Here is a 17,444-nt window from a genome sequence, read left to right as displayed (position 1 = left end):
TAGCTAACATTAGATACTAATCAGAGGCTTAATAATCACGAGGGGGTACATAATGATTCAGGTAACAGAAGCAAGAAATAGGCAACTAAAATACACAGGACTTACAGAAGAAGATTTAAATTACTTAAGTGAACAGAAGGAATATTTTGCAGCCATTACGGATGTCGTGGTTGATCGTCTATACGATCATATCAATGAGCAACCTGAACTTGTTGCAATCATCCAAGATAACAGTACATTGGAGCGCCTGAAAAAAACACAAAGATGGTACTTCATGACGATGGTAGAAGGGAAAATCGATATGGAGTTTATTGAAAAAAGACTGTATATTGGGAAGCTACATTCTCGTATTGGACTTACGACAGATTGGTATCTAGGCACTTATATGACCTACTTGGATATGGCTGTTCAATGTTTTAAAAAGATTGCTCCTGACGAATGGATGAACATTACTTTATGTCTATCTAAAATGTTTAACTTTGATTCTCAGCTAGTATTAGAGGCATATGAGTACGATGAGAAAAATAAGATTCAAATCATGTCTGATGAGCGACAAGGAACTCTTACCAAAATTAATAAGGTGGTGCAGGATCTTGCGTCGATGATGGTAGAATTAAGTGGAAGTAGTCAGTCCATAGCGGATACTGCCAACCATACAGCTGACCTTCAGGATCAAGCTCATAACAAAGTCGATTTACTTCACTCAAAGATCGGAGAAATATCGGTGGTAGGTACTTTATTACAACAAGTATCGGATCAAACTCATCTGTTAGGATTGAATGCAGCGATAGAAGCAGCACATGCTGGGGAGTTTGGTAGGGGATTCGGCGTAGTAGCAGACGAAATTCGTAAATTAGCTATGCATTCTAAAAAATCTGTTGAGGATATTAAAATTAAACTCAATGAAATCTCCATCGTACTTCAGGAAGTTATGCAAGATTCAGTAAGAACGAACCAACTTGCAAGGGAACAAGCAGCAAGTTCTCAAGAATTAACTGCTTTTGTCAATATGATAGAATCTGTTACGGCGGAATTAGAAAACTTAGATTGAACGCATACTACCCAATGCCTTAAGGCGTTGGCTTATTAATTATTGTGAGAAGAATAAAAACTCACTTTTTATCATTTTCCGAAAGAGTCTATTTTGATAGATATGGGTAATGTGATAGAAGATAATGAAAAGTCCATATTTTTGAACCAACTTAGAATTTCCTGCGTATATGAAGTAGGTGGATTAGGAGCTTGTACATTGATTAGTAGAACTGTTTTGGAAGAAGGAGTTAGTTTTAAGTCCATTAAAAATTTAACCATTAACAGGGAAGACAGGATTATGTAATTGGGATGTGAAGCTGTTATCATGACTGATGGAAGTAGTGATAACACAATAAATATGTGTAGAGAAATATTAAAGAACATTCCTGAGCATATTATTCAGAATGACAAATCATTGTTTGTAAGTGAGGTTGAGCTTAGGAAGAATATTATAAATATTTTGAAAAAATGAAACTGAAAGGATGTTGTTAATGTGGTTCTCAAAATCGCAAGAAGAAGTTCTTCAAGAGCTTCAAGTAAACACTGCAACTGGGCTGACAACAGAAGAAGCTAAATCGAGGCTTGAACAATACGGTCCCAATAAGCTGAAGGGGAAACCTAAGAAAAACATCATTCTCCTCTTCTTTGCTCAAATGAAGGATATGCTCATTTATGTTCTTCTAGGTGCTGCCGTTGTAACCCTTATTATTGGGGAAGTTATGGATACGATCATTATATTTGCCGTCGTCATTCTAAATGCGCTGATCGGTGTGATTCAAGAAAGTAAAGCAGAGAAAGCTATTGAAGCTTTGCAGAAAATGACCACTCCAAAAGCACTTGTCAGACGTGATGGCGAAGTGAAAGAAATTCAATCCGAGTACATTGTACCCGGGGATATTATCATTCTAGATGCAGGGAGATTCATCTCGGCTGATTTACGTTTATTAGAGAGTGCTAACCTGCAAATTGAGGAATCTGCATTAACAGGTGAATCGGTTCCAACGGATAAAGATGCAGGTGCGCTGTATACCAATCCCAAAACTCCTATTGGTGACAAGTCTAACATGGCTTTTATGTCCACACTTGTTACCTATGGTAGGGGTGAAGGAATTGCAGTAGCTACGGCTATGAATACAGAAATGGGGAAGATAGCAAAGATTCTAGATGACGATAATAAGGAATTGACCCCACTACAGAAAAAATTAGAGAAACTCGGTAAGACGCTAGGGTATATTGCAATCGGGATATGTTTGTTTATATTTATTATTGCTCTGATTCAAAAAAGAGATCTATTTGAAATGCTCTTAACGGCCATCAGTTTGGCGGTTGCGGCCATTCCAGAAGGTCTTCCAGCGATTGTAGCGATTGTCTTAGCGCTTGGTGTGACAAGAATGTCGAAGATTAACGCCATCGTGAAGAAGCTAACGGCTGTTGAAACATTGGGCTCAGTTAATATTATTTGCTCTGATAAAACAGGAACACTTACACAAAATAAAATGACTGTCGTCAAGCATTATACATCGCCGAATCCAGTGAAGGATGAAGTACCTACTGAGTTAATTAAAGCATTTGTATTATGTTCAGATGCGACCTTTGAACATGGGAAAGGTACTGGTGATCCGACAGAAATAGCTTTAGTCGTATTCGGTGACAACAACAATGTATCTAAAAGATCTCTAGATGCAGAGTTTAAAAGAGTTTCCGAAAAGCCCTTTGATTCCGACCGAAAACTGATGTCCACATTGAATGAAATGAAATCTGGCTATCGAGTACATACAAAAGGTGCGATCGATCAGCTATTACAGCTAACAACCACCGCTCTCGTTAATGGAGAGGTCGTACCATTAACAGAAGAAATGAAGACACAATATCTTATGACTGCTGAAGAAATGTCCAATGATGCTTTAAGGGTTCTGGCGGCTGCTTATAAGGATACTGAAAGGTTAATTGACTCTGATGAGATGGAGCGGGATCTCACACTACTTGGCTTCGTAGGTATGATTGATCCACCGAGACTTGAAGTGAAGGACTCGATACGGGAAGCAAAAGTGGCTGGAATCACTTCAGTGATGATTACCGGTGACCACAAGAATACGGCGTTTGCGATAGCGAAAGAACTAGGAATTGCAGATTCTATCGAGCAAAGTATGACAGGTGCTGAAATTGATGAATTGTCAGATGAAGATTTCTCACAACAAATTACTAACTATAGAGTATTTGCTCGTGTTTCACCTGAGCATAAGGTGAAGATTATAAGAGCCCTTAAGGCTCAAGGGAATATCGTCTCCATGACTGGCGATGGGGTGAATGATGCTCCTTCTTTGAAATATGCAGACATCGGTGTGGCCATGGGGATTACTGGGACAGATGTGTCCAAAGGTGCTAGTGACATGGTATTAACAGATGATAATTTCACGACGATCGTCCATGCGATTAAAGAAGGAAGGAATATTTATTTAAATATTCGCAAGGCTGTTGTTTTTCTACTATCGTGTAACCTGGGAGAAGTCATTGCGATTCTTGTCTCAATTCTTTTCTTTTGGCCGATACCACTATTGCCAACACAGATCCTCTGGATCAATCTTGTGACGGATACATTACCAGCGATTGCGCTTGGTGTTGACCCTGGTGAGAAAGATGTAATGAAGAAGAAGCCAAGAGATCCTAATGAAGGATTCTTCGCCAAGGGTGCGGGAGTAAGGGCGGTTATCGGTGGAACCCTCATTGGGACGTTAACTTTAGTTGCCTTTTATGTAGGATTGTATGAACATGGTTATAATCTGGGATCAAAGGATATCTCTGAGGACGCTATGACATATGCGAGGACGATGGCTTTTGTAGTTCTTGCAGTTTCACAATTGTTCTACTCGTTATCGATGAGAAGCGAGACGAAGAACATATTTCAATTGGGGTTATTTACGAATAAGTACTTGATAGGGGCAATAATCATCGGATTAATACTGCAGTTTGGAGTGATATCCATACCGTTCTTTGCCACAGCATTTCAAGTACAATTTCTCTCACTAATGGATTGGGGATTGGTCATAGCTCTAGGGTTAATTCCACTTATCATTAATGAAATCATCAAGCTGTTTCGTAAAAGTGAAACAAGAAGCGAAGCGTAAATGAAAAGAAGCCTCCTAAACCTCACAAAAGTGGGGAAGGAGGCTTCTTTTCATATTATCATTACTGTTGTTCTTCGATGCCCAATGGTTGAACTTTGGGGAGTTGCTGATTGAGCAAGGTTTTTTTAGCAACTAACTGTTTCGCCAAATCTGCTTGTAAGGCATTGATTTGTTTGATATCTTCTTTCAGTTTGCTTATGCGACTCATTTTGCTGCTTAAGTCGTGAGCTGAAGTACTTAATTTCATATCTCTTTGTAATTGATTTATTTTAGAAAGTGCCTTATCGGCTTTTTTCTTTTCATTCATACTTTTGTCGTGAATTTCAGCAATTTCTTTATTTAATCTATCTACAATAGATCGAGTAAAACTAATAGCCATTCGAACAACTCCTCATCGTGTAGTAAAGCTTTGACACCATTTTACTATAAATAGCTGGGTTATGCGAGAAAGGACTCACGCATGGAGAACTACATTACTTCGCATGCAGACGCTTGATCATCACGCCGGGTGTGCATCCGTAAGTATGGCGGAATACTCGTATGAAATAATTCGTCTCCATGCCAAGCTGCAAAGCAATATCCTGAACGGGGGTATCGGTATTTTCTACCATGATCTGCATCGCCCGTTGTAATCGTAGATTTTGCAAATACTTATGTGGAGTTACGCCGTATTCTTGTAAGAAGAGTCGTTGGAAATGTTGAACGGAATAGCCGACAGCACTGGCTAGATTGGAAATGAGCAGCGGCTCTGTGAAATGCTGGTTAATGAGAGAGATTGCCTGTTGCAGAGCTTCGTTGCGTACTGACTCGAACTCAAGTCGACTCAGAGTTCCTGATGTTAACTCTGATTGGCGTAGCATTAAGAGTAATCGATACACGGCTACGGATAGTTCCTGCATCGTATACTCATCCTGCCGATTGGTATTTGGTGTGTGAACCGTATGCCAGATGCGTCCGATCTCCTCCCAACAATGTTCGAAATGGTCGGGACGAAACGGTAAAGATGGCAGCAGGCCGATCTCCTCGACCATTGCTTGTGCCAGATTTCCGTGAAATCCGATAAAGGCCACATGCCAAGGTTCATGTGAATTCGGATAATATTCATGTCCCTTGTCTGCGGGAACGGCAAAGGCCATACCTGGTTCTAGGACGGTTTCTGTACCGCTGTCTAGATCAAGGAATAATCCACATCCACTGCGGATCAACAGAATCTGGTTCACGGGAAATCCTGAGGGACGAACATGATGGTATTGAACATGGCGTCCGATGGAGTAAGGATATATGGGAAATCTATCGAGGTTTCTAGGGGTTTCAACCAGTGAGAAGGTAAGCATGACCATTCACCTCATATTCATTATGTGCTATTAAATTGCGAACATATTCCTATCGGATGTACTGAGTATTTATATATACTTAATACTATAAATGATGTTCCTTGAATTGGACAGCGGTTATTATATACTATCTCATCAGAGAATAGTCCCATTCATAAGTGGACATGAATTGAGAGGATGATATTACAATATGACTATTAAGTTTCCGCCAATTAGCATGAAAGCTCCAGTGATGTTACATGGTGCCGATTATTTCCCAGAGCAATGGCTGGAGTATCCAGATATTTTGCGTGAAGATTTGCGCCTGATGAAGTTGGCAGGGTGTAACGTCATGTCAGTCGGTATTTTCTCATGGGTCTCGTTAGAACCAGAGGAGGGTGTATTTACTTTCGAATGGTTGGATCGCTTATTGGATTCCTTCGTAGAGCATGGGATCTATGCTTTTCTAGCAACACCCAGCGGAAGCCGTCCAGCTTGGATGTCAGAGAAATACACTGAGGTTCTCCGAGTAGAGGGCAATCGAGTTCGCAATCTGCATGGCCAACGTCATAACCATTGTTACACATCTCCAGTCTATCGTGAGAAGACAGCTCTTATGAATTCAAAGCTTGCTGAGCGATATAGTCAACATCCAGCAGTGATTGGCTGGCATATATCTAATGAATTTGGTGGAGAATGTCACTGTAATTATTGCCAAAGTGCCTTTAGAGAATGGCTTAAGCAGAAATACGATCACAGTCTGGAGAAGTTAAATCACGCTTGGTGGGCAGCATTCTGGAGTCATACCTTTACTTCATGGGAGCAGATTGAATCCCCGGCTCCGCATGGAGAGATGCAAGTACACGGTCTAAACTTAGATTGGCGGCGGTTTGTTAGTGAACAGACGATTGATTTCTGCCAACATGAAATAGATTCCGTTCGCAGTTATAATTCTGAACTACCTATAACGACTAATATGCATATGGTGGATAGTATTGATTATCGCAAACTAGCTCAAATACTAGATGTAATATCTTGGGATGCTTATCCGAATTGGCATTATACCGAAGAAGATGATGATGCCCAATTGGCGGCATGGACAGCGATGCATCATGATCTATTCCGTACACTCAAACAGAAACCATTCCTGCTCATGGAGAGCACACCATCTCTCACGAACTGGCAATCTGTCAGCAAGCTAAAGCGACCTGGCATGCATAAGCTTTCATCACTACAAGCGGTAGCGCATGGATCGGACTCCGTGCAGTACTTCCAGTGGCGTAAAAGCCGTGGTTCCAGTGAGAAGTTCCATGGTGCAGTCGTTGATCATAGCGGTCATGAAGGAACTCGTGTATTTCAGGATGTTGCCGAAGTAGGACAGACGCTTGCCGGATTGTCTGAATTGGTGGGTACGTCTACACCTGCACAGACAGCGATCATTTATGATTGGGATAATCGTTGGGCGATTAAGGATGCTCAAGGTATTCGCAATTCTGGTTTACATTATGAAGAGACAGTACTACAGCATTACCGGGCATTGTGGGAGCAAGGTATTTCCGTCGATATGATCGGTTCAGAAGATGATCTGTCTGCTTATAAGCTCATTATCGCTCCAATGTTGTATCTCATTAGTGAAGAGAACGGTCAGAGAATTGAACAATATGTTGAACAAGGTGGAACGTTTCTAGCAACCTACTGGTCTGGTGTTGTCGGAGAAACGGATCTATGCCATCTGGGCGGATTCCCGGGTCCACTGCGCAAAACGCTTGGTATCTGGGCGGAGGAGACAGAAGGACTGCACAGTCGCGATCTGAATGGTGTCGTACTACAAGCTGGCAACGCTCTAGAGCTAAGTGGAGATTATGATGCACACGAGATTGCTGAGCTAATTCATCTTGAAGGTGCGGAAGCACTAGGAGTATATCGCAGCGATTTCTATGCTGGACGTCCTGCATTGACAGTGAATAAGCTAGGTAAGGGAGAGGCTTACCACCTCGCTACACGAGTGAAGGATCCTGCGTTCTATGAGGCGTTATATACTGCTATTGCGAACAAGGCAGGGATTTCACGTTCATTAGATAGCGACCTACCAACAGGTGTGACGGCGCAGCTTCGGACAGACGGAGAGAACGATTATATTTTTGTACAGAACTTCAGTGGTAGTGTTCAAGCTATTCAACTAGACGGACAAGAGTATACGGATATGGAATCCAGTGCTCCAGTGTCAGATGTGCTGAATCTTCCTGTGAACGGGTTGTCTATATTAAAGCGCAAGCGGTAATCAATTCAATATTCGATGTCGAGTATGCTTCTTGGTAAGCTTCGTGATCAAAATCTGACTTTTTGAACTACCCCTTAGAATATGTCATGGAGAAACCTTTGGGTTTCATCTATGATATTCTAAGGGGTACTTTTTTCGATTGTATGAAATTAGATGAATCTGAAGAAGAGGTTGGGGTTGTTGCTGAGGGAGTGGGGGAGTCAGGCGGTAGAACGGTGGTAAGTACTCTAACGGAAGCAGTAGACCTTATTCTGCTCGAAACATCACTTTTGAAATTTTAACGGAAGTGATAGACCTTATTTGATACTTTTTGCTGGATTTGGGCTGTTTATTTACATATAGCGTCCTGTAGTTCCGTTACAATTTCATATCGGTGTTTCTTTATGGAATAGAGTCTCCCAGTTCCGTTAAAGAAATTAATGCTGCGTTATGCTCATTATGATGACTACGGCGATGGCGATGGAAGGCGATTGTAGGTAGCAGCTTCACAGCAAGATGTCTTTCTTGAAATGAATTACCTCTACAAGGAGTTGAGTAGATTGAATGAGAATAAAAAATATCAGATCATCATGCAAGGAATCACTAGCAATAATGTGAGTAAAACCTGCAAGGAGTTTGGTATTTCGAGGACAATCTTTTACAAGTGGTGTAATGCATACAACAAACATGGCATGGAAGGGTTGATAGAGAAAGAGAGAAAACCAGTTATGCCTAATAAAGTAGATACGAGAATGGAGAGGCTGATATTACAGTATGTTGCCAAATTTCCTGAGGATGGACCCAAGCGAATTTACTATGAATTACAAGACGAGGGGATGAAGGTTGGGGAGTCAGGTATTTATAATGTGCTAAGGAGAAATAGTCTGAGTACGAGGGAGCAACGTGAGACTTACGCCAAAGATATCAAAGATAAGAAGCCGAAACAGGGAGAAGTTCGTAAAATTCTTCGGGGTATGGAAAAACAAGTAGATCTAGATTATAAAATGAAGAATCCTGCAAATGCTCACCCTGGTTATATGTGCCAGCAGAGTATTCATTATATGGGTAGCTTCCCTAAGATAGGAAAGGTGTATCAGTATGTGATATATGATACTTATTCTAGGTTAGGGCTAGTCAAGCTTTATAATCAAAAGAAGACTATTCATTTTATAGAATTTATGCATTTAAAGGTCATTCCTTTAATGAAGGCATTTAACTTTGAAATACAACATCTAGTTACTAATAAAAGTAGGCAGTTCACTAACAACTGGGATCGAGGAAATCATAAATATACTGAATTTCTACATAAAAACAATATTAATCAAGTAGCATTTACAGCAAACAATAAAGAAATATTTCAGCCTTTGGAAAATTTTATGTCTGTGTTGACGAAGGAATTTTATCAGCAGGCTTGGGTAGATGAGACGATAGAATCCTTTGATAAGCTAGAGAAGCGTCTACATGAGTTCTTGAATGACTACAACTTCAGCAGGGAAATTACAGATGGTCCTAATCAAGGTCGAATCCCATCGGATGTCGTATTGGACTATACCGGTCAGAAAGAGAATTTACCGCTCTGGTTGTTTACAAGGAGATGATGGAAGATGGAATATGTGAAGTCTGAAGAGAAGATTGCTATTATAGGTGCGGGAATTTCTGGCGTAGCAACTGCCTATCATTTGGCCAGGAAGGGATATAGTCACATTACTCTCCTAGAAAAAGATGATCAAGTAGGTGGAAAGTGTCATTCGATCGGGTACAAAGGGAAGACGTATGAAATGGGTACTCTAATCGGCCTCCCATCGTATAAGAATACAATGGAACTGATGGTGGAATTTGACCTCATGGATAAGGGGCCATTATTAGAACGGGGATTCTTCGATCATCATGGAAAGCGAGTATCGCAGATTCCTATGAATCAGATGAAGGACTTTAATCAAGAGTTCAAACGTCTCCCACATATATTGAGTAGATACGAGAGTCTGAAAGAACCAGGTTTTCTGCAATTACCTGAGGAGCTATGTCAACCCTTTTCATCATGGTGTAAAGAGAATGATTTGTCTGTCATTATGCAAGTATATATGCACTATTTCAGCACTTTTGGGTTTGGTAACATTGATGAGGTGCCTGCTGCATATGTTTTGAAATTTCTGAGTTACGATAATTTAATGTCCTTTATTGAAATTACTCACATGATTACATGGCCCAAGGGAGTTCGTGAACTGATACAACGGATGGCAGACCAAGTGGAGGATCTACGTCTGACTTGTGAAGTGCTCCATATGGAGAATGATGAAAGTGGGAAAGTACGGGTGGAAACAAATCAGGATGTGATGTATTTCGACAAAGTTATTTATACAGCATCCTTACAACATATGAGTCACATGGTCGATTTGTCACCTAGAGATAGGGAGTTATTGGATCGTATTGTATATGAGAGTTTTCGAGTCTATGCCTATAGAGTAGAAGGTATGCCAGAGCATTCAGGCTATATACCCTATAATATGCAACCAGAGCGCAAGGGGCAAATGATGGCTTGGTATTACCGGTGGGCAGACATGGGCGAGACAGATCTTATTACAATATATATTGTGGAAAATGAAGCTATGACAGATCATCAGATGCGTGAGTCTGTAGAGAACAAACTTCGAAAGCTTGGTGGCGATAATATTCGCCTTTATATGATGAAAAGTTGGCAACAGTTCCCACATGTGGATTCGGTCGCCCTTCGCGAGGGTTTCTATGATCAACTTGACCAAATGCAGGGTAGAAATAATATTTACTTCGCTGGAGAAATCATGAACTTTCCTACGCTAGAGAATTGCATCGTGTATGCGAAACACTTGGTGGAACGATTCTTTTGAATATAAGAAAGTATATCATTCTGTCGTTTATTTTACTTTCAAGTTATGTTTGCAGTATCAAGGTTGATAATAGGTATAGTTACAGGGAAAAGGATGCTGTGATCGAAAAAAAAGTAGAGTTGATTAATATGTAAACCTAACTCGAATGGTAACTTATAAAACATTGATAGATCAACACTTTCAAGGATTTGATGTCGGAATGAGCAATCGTATATATTCAGGTTGAGGCAAATCATTTCAACATAAATGAATAGGAGAGGTTAGTCATGTTTTTATTCGAATCAATACCTTGGTACTCTGCTGTAATGTGGTTTGTAGTACTTGCAGGCTTAATATTTGTAAATGAAATAGCTCGGATTAGTAAATGGTTCTCTATTGCATTGTTCATAGCACTACCACTTGTGCTTACCATTGTAGTGTGGCCAAACACCGCAGGTGAAGGGTCCAGTACTGGAACCTGGTTTCACTGGGTGAAAGTGTACTCTGCGTTGGCAGGATGTATAGGCTTCATGGCACTCAGATATATTAAAGGTTGGAGCAGCAACAAGTACCTTCTGATGTTCCCACCATTTATTCTGGGACTGAATATTCTGGAAGCTGTTATTCGCGATTTCCAAGTATACAGTATGGAGACTGGCATCGTAGATGGCGTCATGATGATTGGTGGATCTTGGAACATCATGAATGGGATCGCTGGTCTATTGAACATTGTGGCGATGTCTGGTTGGATGGGAATTATGATTAGTAAAGATAAGAAAAAAGATATGGTATGGCCTGACCAACTGTGGTTCTGGATTATTGCATATGATATTTGGAACTTTGCCTATGTGTATAATGCGGTGTCAGACCACGCCTTCTATGCAGGTGGTGCGCTGTTAATCTCATGTACAATTCCAGCATTCTTCATGAAGAAAGGTGCTTGGTTACAATTTCGGGCACAAACGTTGGCGATTTGGATGATGTTTACGATGTCTTTTCCAGCGTTTGTCGGGCAATCTAAATTTGCCGTGCAATCATCGCATAATGAGACAGCTTTATGGGTTGTGAGTGCATTATCTTTGGCAGCTAATATTGCCTTGGTTGTGTATCACTTCTATAAAGTATCCAAGCATAAGCGTAATCCACTCAAAGTGGAAGTCTATACAGATTTAGCTGCATACAAAGCTGTAGTAGCAGACAACAACTAATAGATTAATATAGAGTGAAATGAAAAAAGGCATCCCTTAGAAGAATCTAGAGGGTGCTTTTTTTTCGTGGTAATTTAGGTGTAAGAAATTTGGGAGTTTTCAATTCCAATGATGTTTTCATTAATCGCATCCAAAATCGCATCACAGTTCCTTCTAATTTTGCTGAGGTTCTCGGTAATGGAACAACAACAGTACGGAAAGCAGCAGTTCGTAAAACAGTAGTTAAGAAGTAAGACATGAATTCTCTATCTATGAAATCTCTAATGAGGTCGTTCATTTTTGAATAGACCTCGTTAGAGGATGTTATATTTCATCAATTTAATTTGATAATTCACACAAAAATAAAGTGCACCCCTTAGAAGAACCAACGGAAACCACTCAAGTTTTACGCGTGATATGATAGGGGTGTATTTTTTATAGATTATGAATGTGATTTATTTCACTTAATTTGACAAGGAGATATGTGATACTAATTATGTTCTGAATATTATTGATTTACTGGGGGTTTATTATGAAAAAGACATTAGTTAGTTTATTAGTAGCGGTAATGATGGTTTCCATGTTTGCAGGTTGCTCCTCAAATGATTCAAAGGATTCAAAGGCTACATCTACGGAAGGAATCACAAAGATGGGGCTTGGGCACATCACAACCATAGCGAAATCAAGTGATATGGGCAAAGATGCGGATGGTAAAGTTACACCGGCAAAGGGTCAAGTAGATACTGTTATGGTAGCTGCTGCGTTTGACAAAGATGGAAAAGTTGTAAAAGTTACAATTGATAATGCACAAGTTAAAGTGGATTTCACGGAAGATCTTCAAGTCGCTAATGATTTGGCTGTTGAGAATAAAACAAAGGTTGAGCTTGCTGAAGCATATGGCATGATTAAAGCTTCTTCCATTCAGAAGGAATGGTTTGAACAAGCGGATGCACTAGGTCAATGGATGATCGGTAAGTCGATCGATGAGATCAAAGGGATGAAAACAAAGAAGGTAGACGATGCTCACCCATCTGTACCTGATGTAGCTGAACTAACGTCTTCTGTAACGATTACGGTTCAAGATTATATAGCTGCTCTTGAAGAGGCATATAACACTGCTGTAGAAGTAGGAGCAGGTGCTGAAAAGTTAGGAATGGGGCACAATATTTCTATTTCAAGCTCCAAGGGGCTAGGTACGAAGGATGGCAAGGAGATCCTTCCAGTAGCACAAGTAGATACGGTTATGATGGCAACAACATTTGATAAAGATGGTAAAGTAGTCGGAACACTTATTGATAATGCTCAAACCAAAGTTAATTTCGATAAAGACGGTAAAGTAACTTCAGATTTAAAAGAACAACCTAAAACGAAGGTTGAACTTGGCGATGCATACGGGATGATTAAGGCTTCCAAAATTCAAAAAGAATGGTATCAGCAAGCAGATGCTCTAGCGAAATGGATGGCAGGTAAATCAGTAGATGAAATCAAAGGGATGAAGACAAAGAAGGTAGACGATGCTCATCCTTCCGTACCCGATGTTGCTGAGTTAACGTCTTCTGTGACGATGACTGTTCAAGGTTATATCGCTGCATTAGAAGAGTCTTCTGTGAATGCGAAATAATATAAGTTCATAACATTTAAATAATAAAGACAAAACTCTCCCTCTTCGTAAGGGGGAGTTTTGTCTAAAGTGGATTATTCAGTATTAGTCATGTTTAATAGGAATGAAGGTGATCACATGCATAAGTGGCGCAAAATTATAACTATAGTAGTCCTAGTGTCTCTTCTATTGACTGGGTGTCAAAATGGACAGAATAATAATGTGAGTAAGAATGAATTTCATAAATATAGTGGAAGCTTCTATGATAGCTTTAATACGCTGACGCAATTTGTTGCGTATACAGAGAATGAAGAAGAATTTCAAATATTCTATGAGAAAGCTCATGAGCGATTTCTAGAACTTCACAAATTCTATGATATCTATAATGATTATGATGGTGTTAATAACATTAAAACGATTAATGATCATGCAGGGATAAGGCCGATAAAAGTCGATGATGATATTATTGATCTGATTCTTTTCTCGAAGAAATGGGCTAAGCAAATTAGTGAAGATACGAATATAGCGATGGGAGCAGTTCTCCAGATTTGGCATGATTACCGTGAAGCAGGTTTAGATGATCCAATGAATGCGAAGTTACCTCCGATGGATGAACTTATAGAGGCTGAAGAACATATGGATCTTGATAATGTCATTGTAGATACGGTCAATAGGACCGTATACTTGGCTGATAAGCAGATGAGGCTTAATGTTGGGGCGGTTGCCAAGGGATATGCAGTAGAAGTTGTTGCTAATGAATTAATAGCGGATGGATTATTGTCGGGCATGATCAGCGCTGGGGGGAATGTTCGCGCTATTCATAAACCACTTGACGGCATTCGTCAGAGATGGGGCGTAGGGTTACAGAACCCTGATAGGTTCATCTCTAGCGATGAGGAGAATCTACTTGATACGATCTTTATTAATCATGCATCTGTCGTTAGTAGTGGTGACTATCAAAGGTATTTCGTCGTGGATGGAGAGATATATCATCATTTAATCGATCCCAAGACACTGATGCCAGGACAATATTATCGGGCTGTGACGATCGTAACGGAAGACTCAGGGGTGGCGGATTTCCTATCGACGGCGGCATTTCTTGTGCCATTCGAGCAGAGCTTAATGCTTGTAGAAAGTCTAGAAGGTGTTGAAGCCGTATGGGTGATGCCTGATGGAACAGTCGAAGCGACAGCTGGAATGAAAAAAATAATGAAGAGTCATGGAGCAACAGGTGCAAAGTCAGAATAATCACAGAGAGCTTGTGAGATGATAGCGTTGTAATTGATCAGACTGTACGAATATGCAGAGGATGTTTCCGGTAACTTGTTTAGTACTGAAAGTATAGCGCAATAATAGAAACATATGAGGTATAATAAACATAATGGATATTTTTCATTGTGCCAACAAGATTTTGAATAGAAGGGGATTGGATCGTTTGAATAATGAAGAAGTGAACAATGAAGAAGTGAATAATGAAGAGGTATTGGAGTTAGGCCCCAATATGGAGCAATTGAAGAAAGCTGTCAATCGTACATCTGATTGGAGAGAACGGTTAAAGGCTGTAGAAGAATTAGGTCAGTTAGATGATGCACGTTCCATTGATATACTTACACGTGTCATGACAAATGATGCTGTATATACAGTACAAGAGGCTGCTTATCATAAACTCAAGGAATTGGGTGAGGATGTTCAACTACCAGCAAAGAATACCGGAGAATTGTTCAAGGGAATCACAAAAATCTTCGTAAGAATTAAGAAGAGTTTGCCAGAAGGGCATACTTTTGAAGAGTTTAAGGAAAAGTTGAAAAAGATGAGAGTAGATTTGTACGATACGTACGAAGGAGATAAGGGAGCGGGATTTGATTCATGGCTTGAAAACATTTGGGCATCCTTACCTGTAAGATCGACTACTAACAAATAGCTGTTATTGTCTTATGGACAAGTAGCTGTAACAACTTGACAATGAAATTTGTAATAAGTAAAATTAGGAATTAGCACTCTAATCATTAAAGTGCTAATTCCTTTTTAATATTAATAAACTAAGATGTTCTAAATTGAAGGAGGAAATTTTAGTGGCAAAGAAAGAGTTTAAAACGGAATCAAAAAGATTACTGGAAATGATGATTAATTCCATCTACACACACAGAGAGATATTTATGAGAGAACTTATTTCTAACGCAAGTGATGCTATCGATAAAATTTATTATAAAGCACTAACGGATGATAATATGGTGTTTAACCAAGAGGATTATTACATTAAAGTAACAGCAGATCCAACTGCTCGTACATTGACCATCTCCGATACAGGTATTGGTATGACCAAGGAGGAGCTAGAGAATAATCTAGGTACGATTGCTAAGAGCGGATCGTTAGCTTTTAAGAAAGAGAATGAAGCGAAAGATGGACACAACATCATTGGTCAATTCGGGGTTGGGTTCTATGCAGCGTTCATGGTGGCAAATGATGTTACTGTTATCAGTAAAGCTCTAGGTAGCGACGAGGCTTTCAAGTGGGAGTCTACGGGTGCAGATGGATATACGATTGAATCATGCGAGAAAGATGCTATAGGAACTGAAATTATTCTGAAAATAAAGGAAAATACAGAAGATGATCAGTATGATGAATATCTAGAAGAGTATCGTTTAAGATCAATTATTAAGAAATACTCTGATTTCATCCGCTTCCCAATTAAGATGGATGTGAAAGAGCAAAGACCTAAAGAAGGCAGTGAAGATGAATTCGAGGAAGTTCTCGAAGAACAAACCGTCAATAGCATGGTGCCAATCTGGCGCAAGAATAAGAATGAGCTTACGGCAGAGGACTATAACAACTTTTATACTGAAAAGCGCTATGGCTTCGATAAGCCTCTGAAACACATCCATATTAGTGCTGATGGTGCTGTAGTCTATAACGCGATTCTATTCATACCAGAGAACACACCGTTTGACTATTACACCAAAGAATATGAGAAGGGCTTAGAACTGTATTCCAATGGTGTGCTGATTATGGAGAAATGTTCTGATTTGCTTCCTGATTATTTCGGTTTTGTGAAAGGAATGGTCGACTCCGAGGATTTATCACTGAATATCTCCAGAGAAATGCTTCAGCATGATCGCCAATTAACACTTATCGCCAAAAATATTAAGAACAAAATCAAAAGTCAGCTACTAAGTTTGATGAAGGATGAAAGAGAGAAGTACGAACAATTCTTTATAGCTTTCGGCAGACAGTTGAAATTTGGAGTCTATAATGATTATGGTATGCATAAGGAAACATTGCAGGATCTGTTGATGTTCTATACATCCAAAGAGAAGAAGCTTGTATCATTGGATGAGTATGTAGCAAGAATGCCAGAAGATCAGAAGTATATTTATTATGCTTCAGGAGAATCAATCGATAGAATTGAGAAGCTTCCGCAAATAGAGTTAGTATCTGATAAAGGATATGAAATTCTATACTGTACAGATGATATCGATGAGTTCGCAATCAAGATGATCTTGAACTACAAAGAGAAAGAATTCAAATCTGTATCGAGTGGCGACTTGGGCATTGAGGCAGATGCAAATGATAAGCCTACAGAAGCAGAAGAGAACGAAAACAAGGATCTCTTTGAAGCGATGACAAGTATACTAACGAATAAAGTCACGAATGTAAAAGCATCGAAGAGATTGAAAACCTATCCTGTATGCATTTCTACTGAAGGCGAACTAACGATTGAGATGGAAAAGATATTGAAAGCAATGCCTAATGGACAAGATGTTCAAGCAGATAAGGTTTTGGAAATTAACGTTAACCATGAAGTGTATCAATCATTGAAAGACGCTTATATAAACGATAAAGACAAGTTGAGTTTGTACACCAATCTGTTGTATAATCAGGCGCTCTTGATCGAAGGATTACAGGTCGTTGATCCTGTACAATTCACAAATGATATTTGTAAAATAATGATCTAATCTAGGGAATCACAGAGCAACATCTGAGTAACGAGAATAACCCGTACCTGGTGTGAACCAAGACGGGTTATTTGTCGTTGAGATGAAGCTTCTGCTAGAATCAAGACATACCATAGTGTCGAAAGTAGGAT

At 39.7% G+C, this 17,444-nt stretch carries 14 protein-coding genes; 12 read left to right on the top strand and 2 right to left on the bottom strand.

Going from position 1 to position 17,444, the window contains the following annotated elements:
- Positions 1–52: 52 nt before the first annotated feature.
- The gene (locus tag AC1TO9_RS19900; protein ID WP_482060276.1) at positions 53–1,051 is read left to right on the top strand and encodes a protoglobin domain-containing protein; all 999 of its coding nucleotides are present in this window, start codon (positions 53–55) and stop codon (positions 1,049–1,051) included.
- Positions 1,052–1,517: 466 nt separating this feature from the next.
- Positions 1,518–4,157, top strand: a complete 2,640-nt coding sequence (locus AC1TO9_RS19895) for a cation-translocating P-type ATPase (protein WP_482060335.1) — start codon at positions 1,518–1,520, stop codon at positions 4,155–4,157.
- A gap of 61 nt (positions 4,158–4,218) precedes the next feature.
- Here the strand turns inward: AC1TO9_RS19895 and AC1TO9_RS19890 are convergent, their stop codons facing one another.
- Together AC1TO9_RS19890 and AC1TO9_RS19885 are read right to left on the bottom strand one after the other, a co-directional pair.
- Complete coding sequence (locus AC1TO9_RS19890) at positions 4,219–4,536, bottom strand: hypothetical protein (protein WP_482060275.1); 318 nt, start codon at positions 4,534–4,536, stop codon at positions 4,219–4,221.
- Positions 4,537–4,630: 94 nt separating this feature from the next.
- Positions 4,631–5,491 carry an AraC family transcriptional regulator gene (locus AC1TO9_RS19885; protein WP_482060274.1) on the bottom strand — a complete coding sequence of 287 codons (861 nt, stop codon included), beginning with the start codon at positions 5,489–5,491 and terminating at the stop codon, positions 4,631–4,633.
- A gap of 190 nt (positions 5,492–5,681) precedes the next feature.
- Here AC1TO9_RS19885 and AC1TO9_RS19880 point away from each other — a divergent pair, with 190 nt between their 5' ends.
- The 10 genes from AC1TO9_RS19880 to htpG all read left to right on the top strand — a co-directional run bounded on the left by AC1TO9_RS19880 (position 5,682) and on the right by htpG (position 17,313).
- Positions 5,682–7,751, top strand: coding sequence for a beta-galactosidase (locus AC1TO9_RS19880; protein ID WP_482060273.1), 2,070 nt, complete (start codon positions 5,682–5,684; stop codon positions 7,749–7,751).
- A 143-nt stretch (positions 7,752–7,894) separates the two neighbouring features.
- Positions 7,895–8,032, top strand: coding sequence for a hypothetical protein (locus AC1TO9_RS19875; protein WP_482060272.1), 138 nt, complete (start codon positions 7,895–7,897; stop codon positions 8,030–8,032).
- 258 nt (positions 8,033–8,290) lie between these two features.
- Positions 8,291–9,328, top strand: coding sequence for a helix-turn-helix domain-containing protein (locus tag AC1TO9_RS19870; protein WP_482060271.1), 1,038 nt, complete (start codon positions 8,291–8,293; stop codon positions 9,326–9,328).
- A gap of 6 nt (positions 9,329–9,334) precedes the next feature.
- The gene (locus AC1TO9_RS19865; protein ID WP_482060270.1) at positions 9,335–10,594 is read left to right on the top strand and encodes a flavin monoamine oxidase family protein; all 1,260 of its coding nucleotides are present in this window, start codon (positions 9,335–9,337) and stop codon (positions 10,592–10,594) included.
- Positions 10,595–10,860: 266 nt separating this feature from the next.
- Positions 10,861–11,781: a DUF5692 family protein gene (locus AC1TO9_RS19860; RefSeq protein ID WP_482056980.1), complete on the top strand. Its 921-nt coding sequence runs from the start codon at positions 10,861–10,863 to the stop codon at positions 11,779–11,781.
- Positions 11,782–11,870: 89 nt separating this feature from the next.
- The gene (locus AC1TO9_RS19855; protein ID WP_482056979.1) at positions 11,871–12,014 is read left to right on the top strand and encodes a hypothetical protein; all 144 of its coding nucleotides are present in this window, start codon (positions 11,871–11,873) and stop codon (positions 12,012–12,014) included.
- 278 nt (positions 12,015–12,292) lie between these two features.
- The gene (locus AC1TO9_RS19850) at positions 12,293–13,381 is read left to right on the top strand and encodes a hypothetical protein (RefSeq protein ID WP_482056978.1); all 1,089 of its coding nucleotides are present in this window, start codon (positions 12,293–12,295) and stop codon (positions 13,379–13,381) included.
- Between the two features lie 69 nt (positions 13,382–13,450).
- Positions 13,451–14,608, top strand: coding sequence for an FAD:protein FMN transferase (locus AC1TO9_RS19845; protein WP_482060334.1), 1,158 nt, complete (start codon positions 13,451–13,453; stop codon positions 14,606–14,608).
- Positions 14,609–14,861: 253 nt separating this feature from the next.
- Positions 14,862–15,281, top strand: a complete 420-nt coding sequence (locus AC1TO9_RS19840) for a HEAT repeat domain-containing protein (RefSeq protein ID WP_482060333.1) — start codon at positions 14,862–14,864, stop codon at positions 15,279–15,281.
- A 151-nt stretch (positions 15,282–15,432) separates the two neighbouring features.
- Positions 15,433–17,313, top strand: coding sequence for a molecular chaperone HtpG (gene htpG / locus AC1TO9_RS19835; RefSeq protein ID WP_482056977.1), 1,881 nt, complete (start codon positions 15,433–15,435; stop codon positions 17,311–17,313).
- Positions 17,314–17,444: the final 131 nt, after the last annotated feature.

This window comes from Paenibacillus sp. Y916, from assembly GCF_056786435.1.
The sequence above is the reverse complement of the archived record's forward strand: the minus strand, read 5'-3'. Positions and strand labels throughout refer to the sequence as shown.

Bases quoted from the DNA above. Each gene is read 5' to 3' on its own strand.
- AC1TO9_RS19900 (WP_482060276.1), top strand. From the start codon at position 53: ATGATTCAGGTAACAGAAGCAAGAAATAGGCAACTAAAATACACAGGA.
- AC1TO9_RS19890 (WP_482060275.1), bottom strand. From the start codon at position 4,536: ATGGCTATTAGTTTTACTCGATCTATTGTAGATAGATTAAATAAAGAA.
- AC1TO9_RS19885 (WP_482060274.1), bottom strand. From the start codon at position 5,491: ATGCTTACCTTCTCACTGGTTGAAACCCCTAGAAACCTCGATAGATTT.
- AC1TO9_RS19880 (WP_482060273.1), top strand. From the start codon at position 5,682: ATGACTATTAAGTTTCCGCCAATTAGCATGAAAGCTCCAGTGATGTTA.
- AC1TO9_RS19875 (WP_482060272.1), top strand. From the start codon at position 7,895: ATGAAATTAGATGAATCTGAAGAAGAGGTTGGGGTTGTTGCTGAGGGA.
- AC1TO9_RS19865 (WP_482060270.1), top strand. From the start codon at position 9,335: ATGGAATATGTGAAGTCTGAAGAGAAGATTGCTATTATAGGTGCGGGA.
- AC1TO9_RS19860 (WP_482056980.1), top strand. From the start codon at position 10,861: ATGTTTTTATTCGAATCAATACCTTGGTACTCTGCTGTAATGTGGTTT.
- AC1TO9_RS19850 (WP_482056978.1), top strand. From the start codon at position 12,293: ATGAAAAAGACATTAGTTAGTTTATTAGTAGCGGTAATGATGGTTTCC.
- AC1TO9_RS19840 (WP_482060333.1), top strand. From the start codon at position 14,862: ATGGAGCAATTGAAGAAAGCTGTCAATCGTACATCTGATTGGAGAGAA.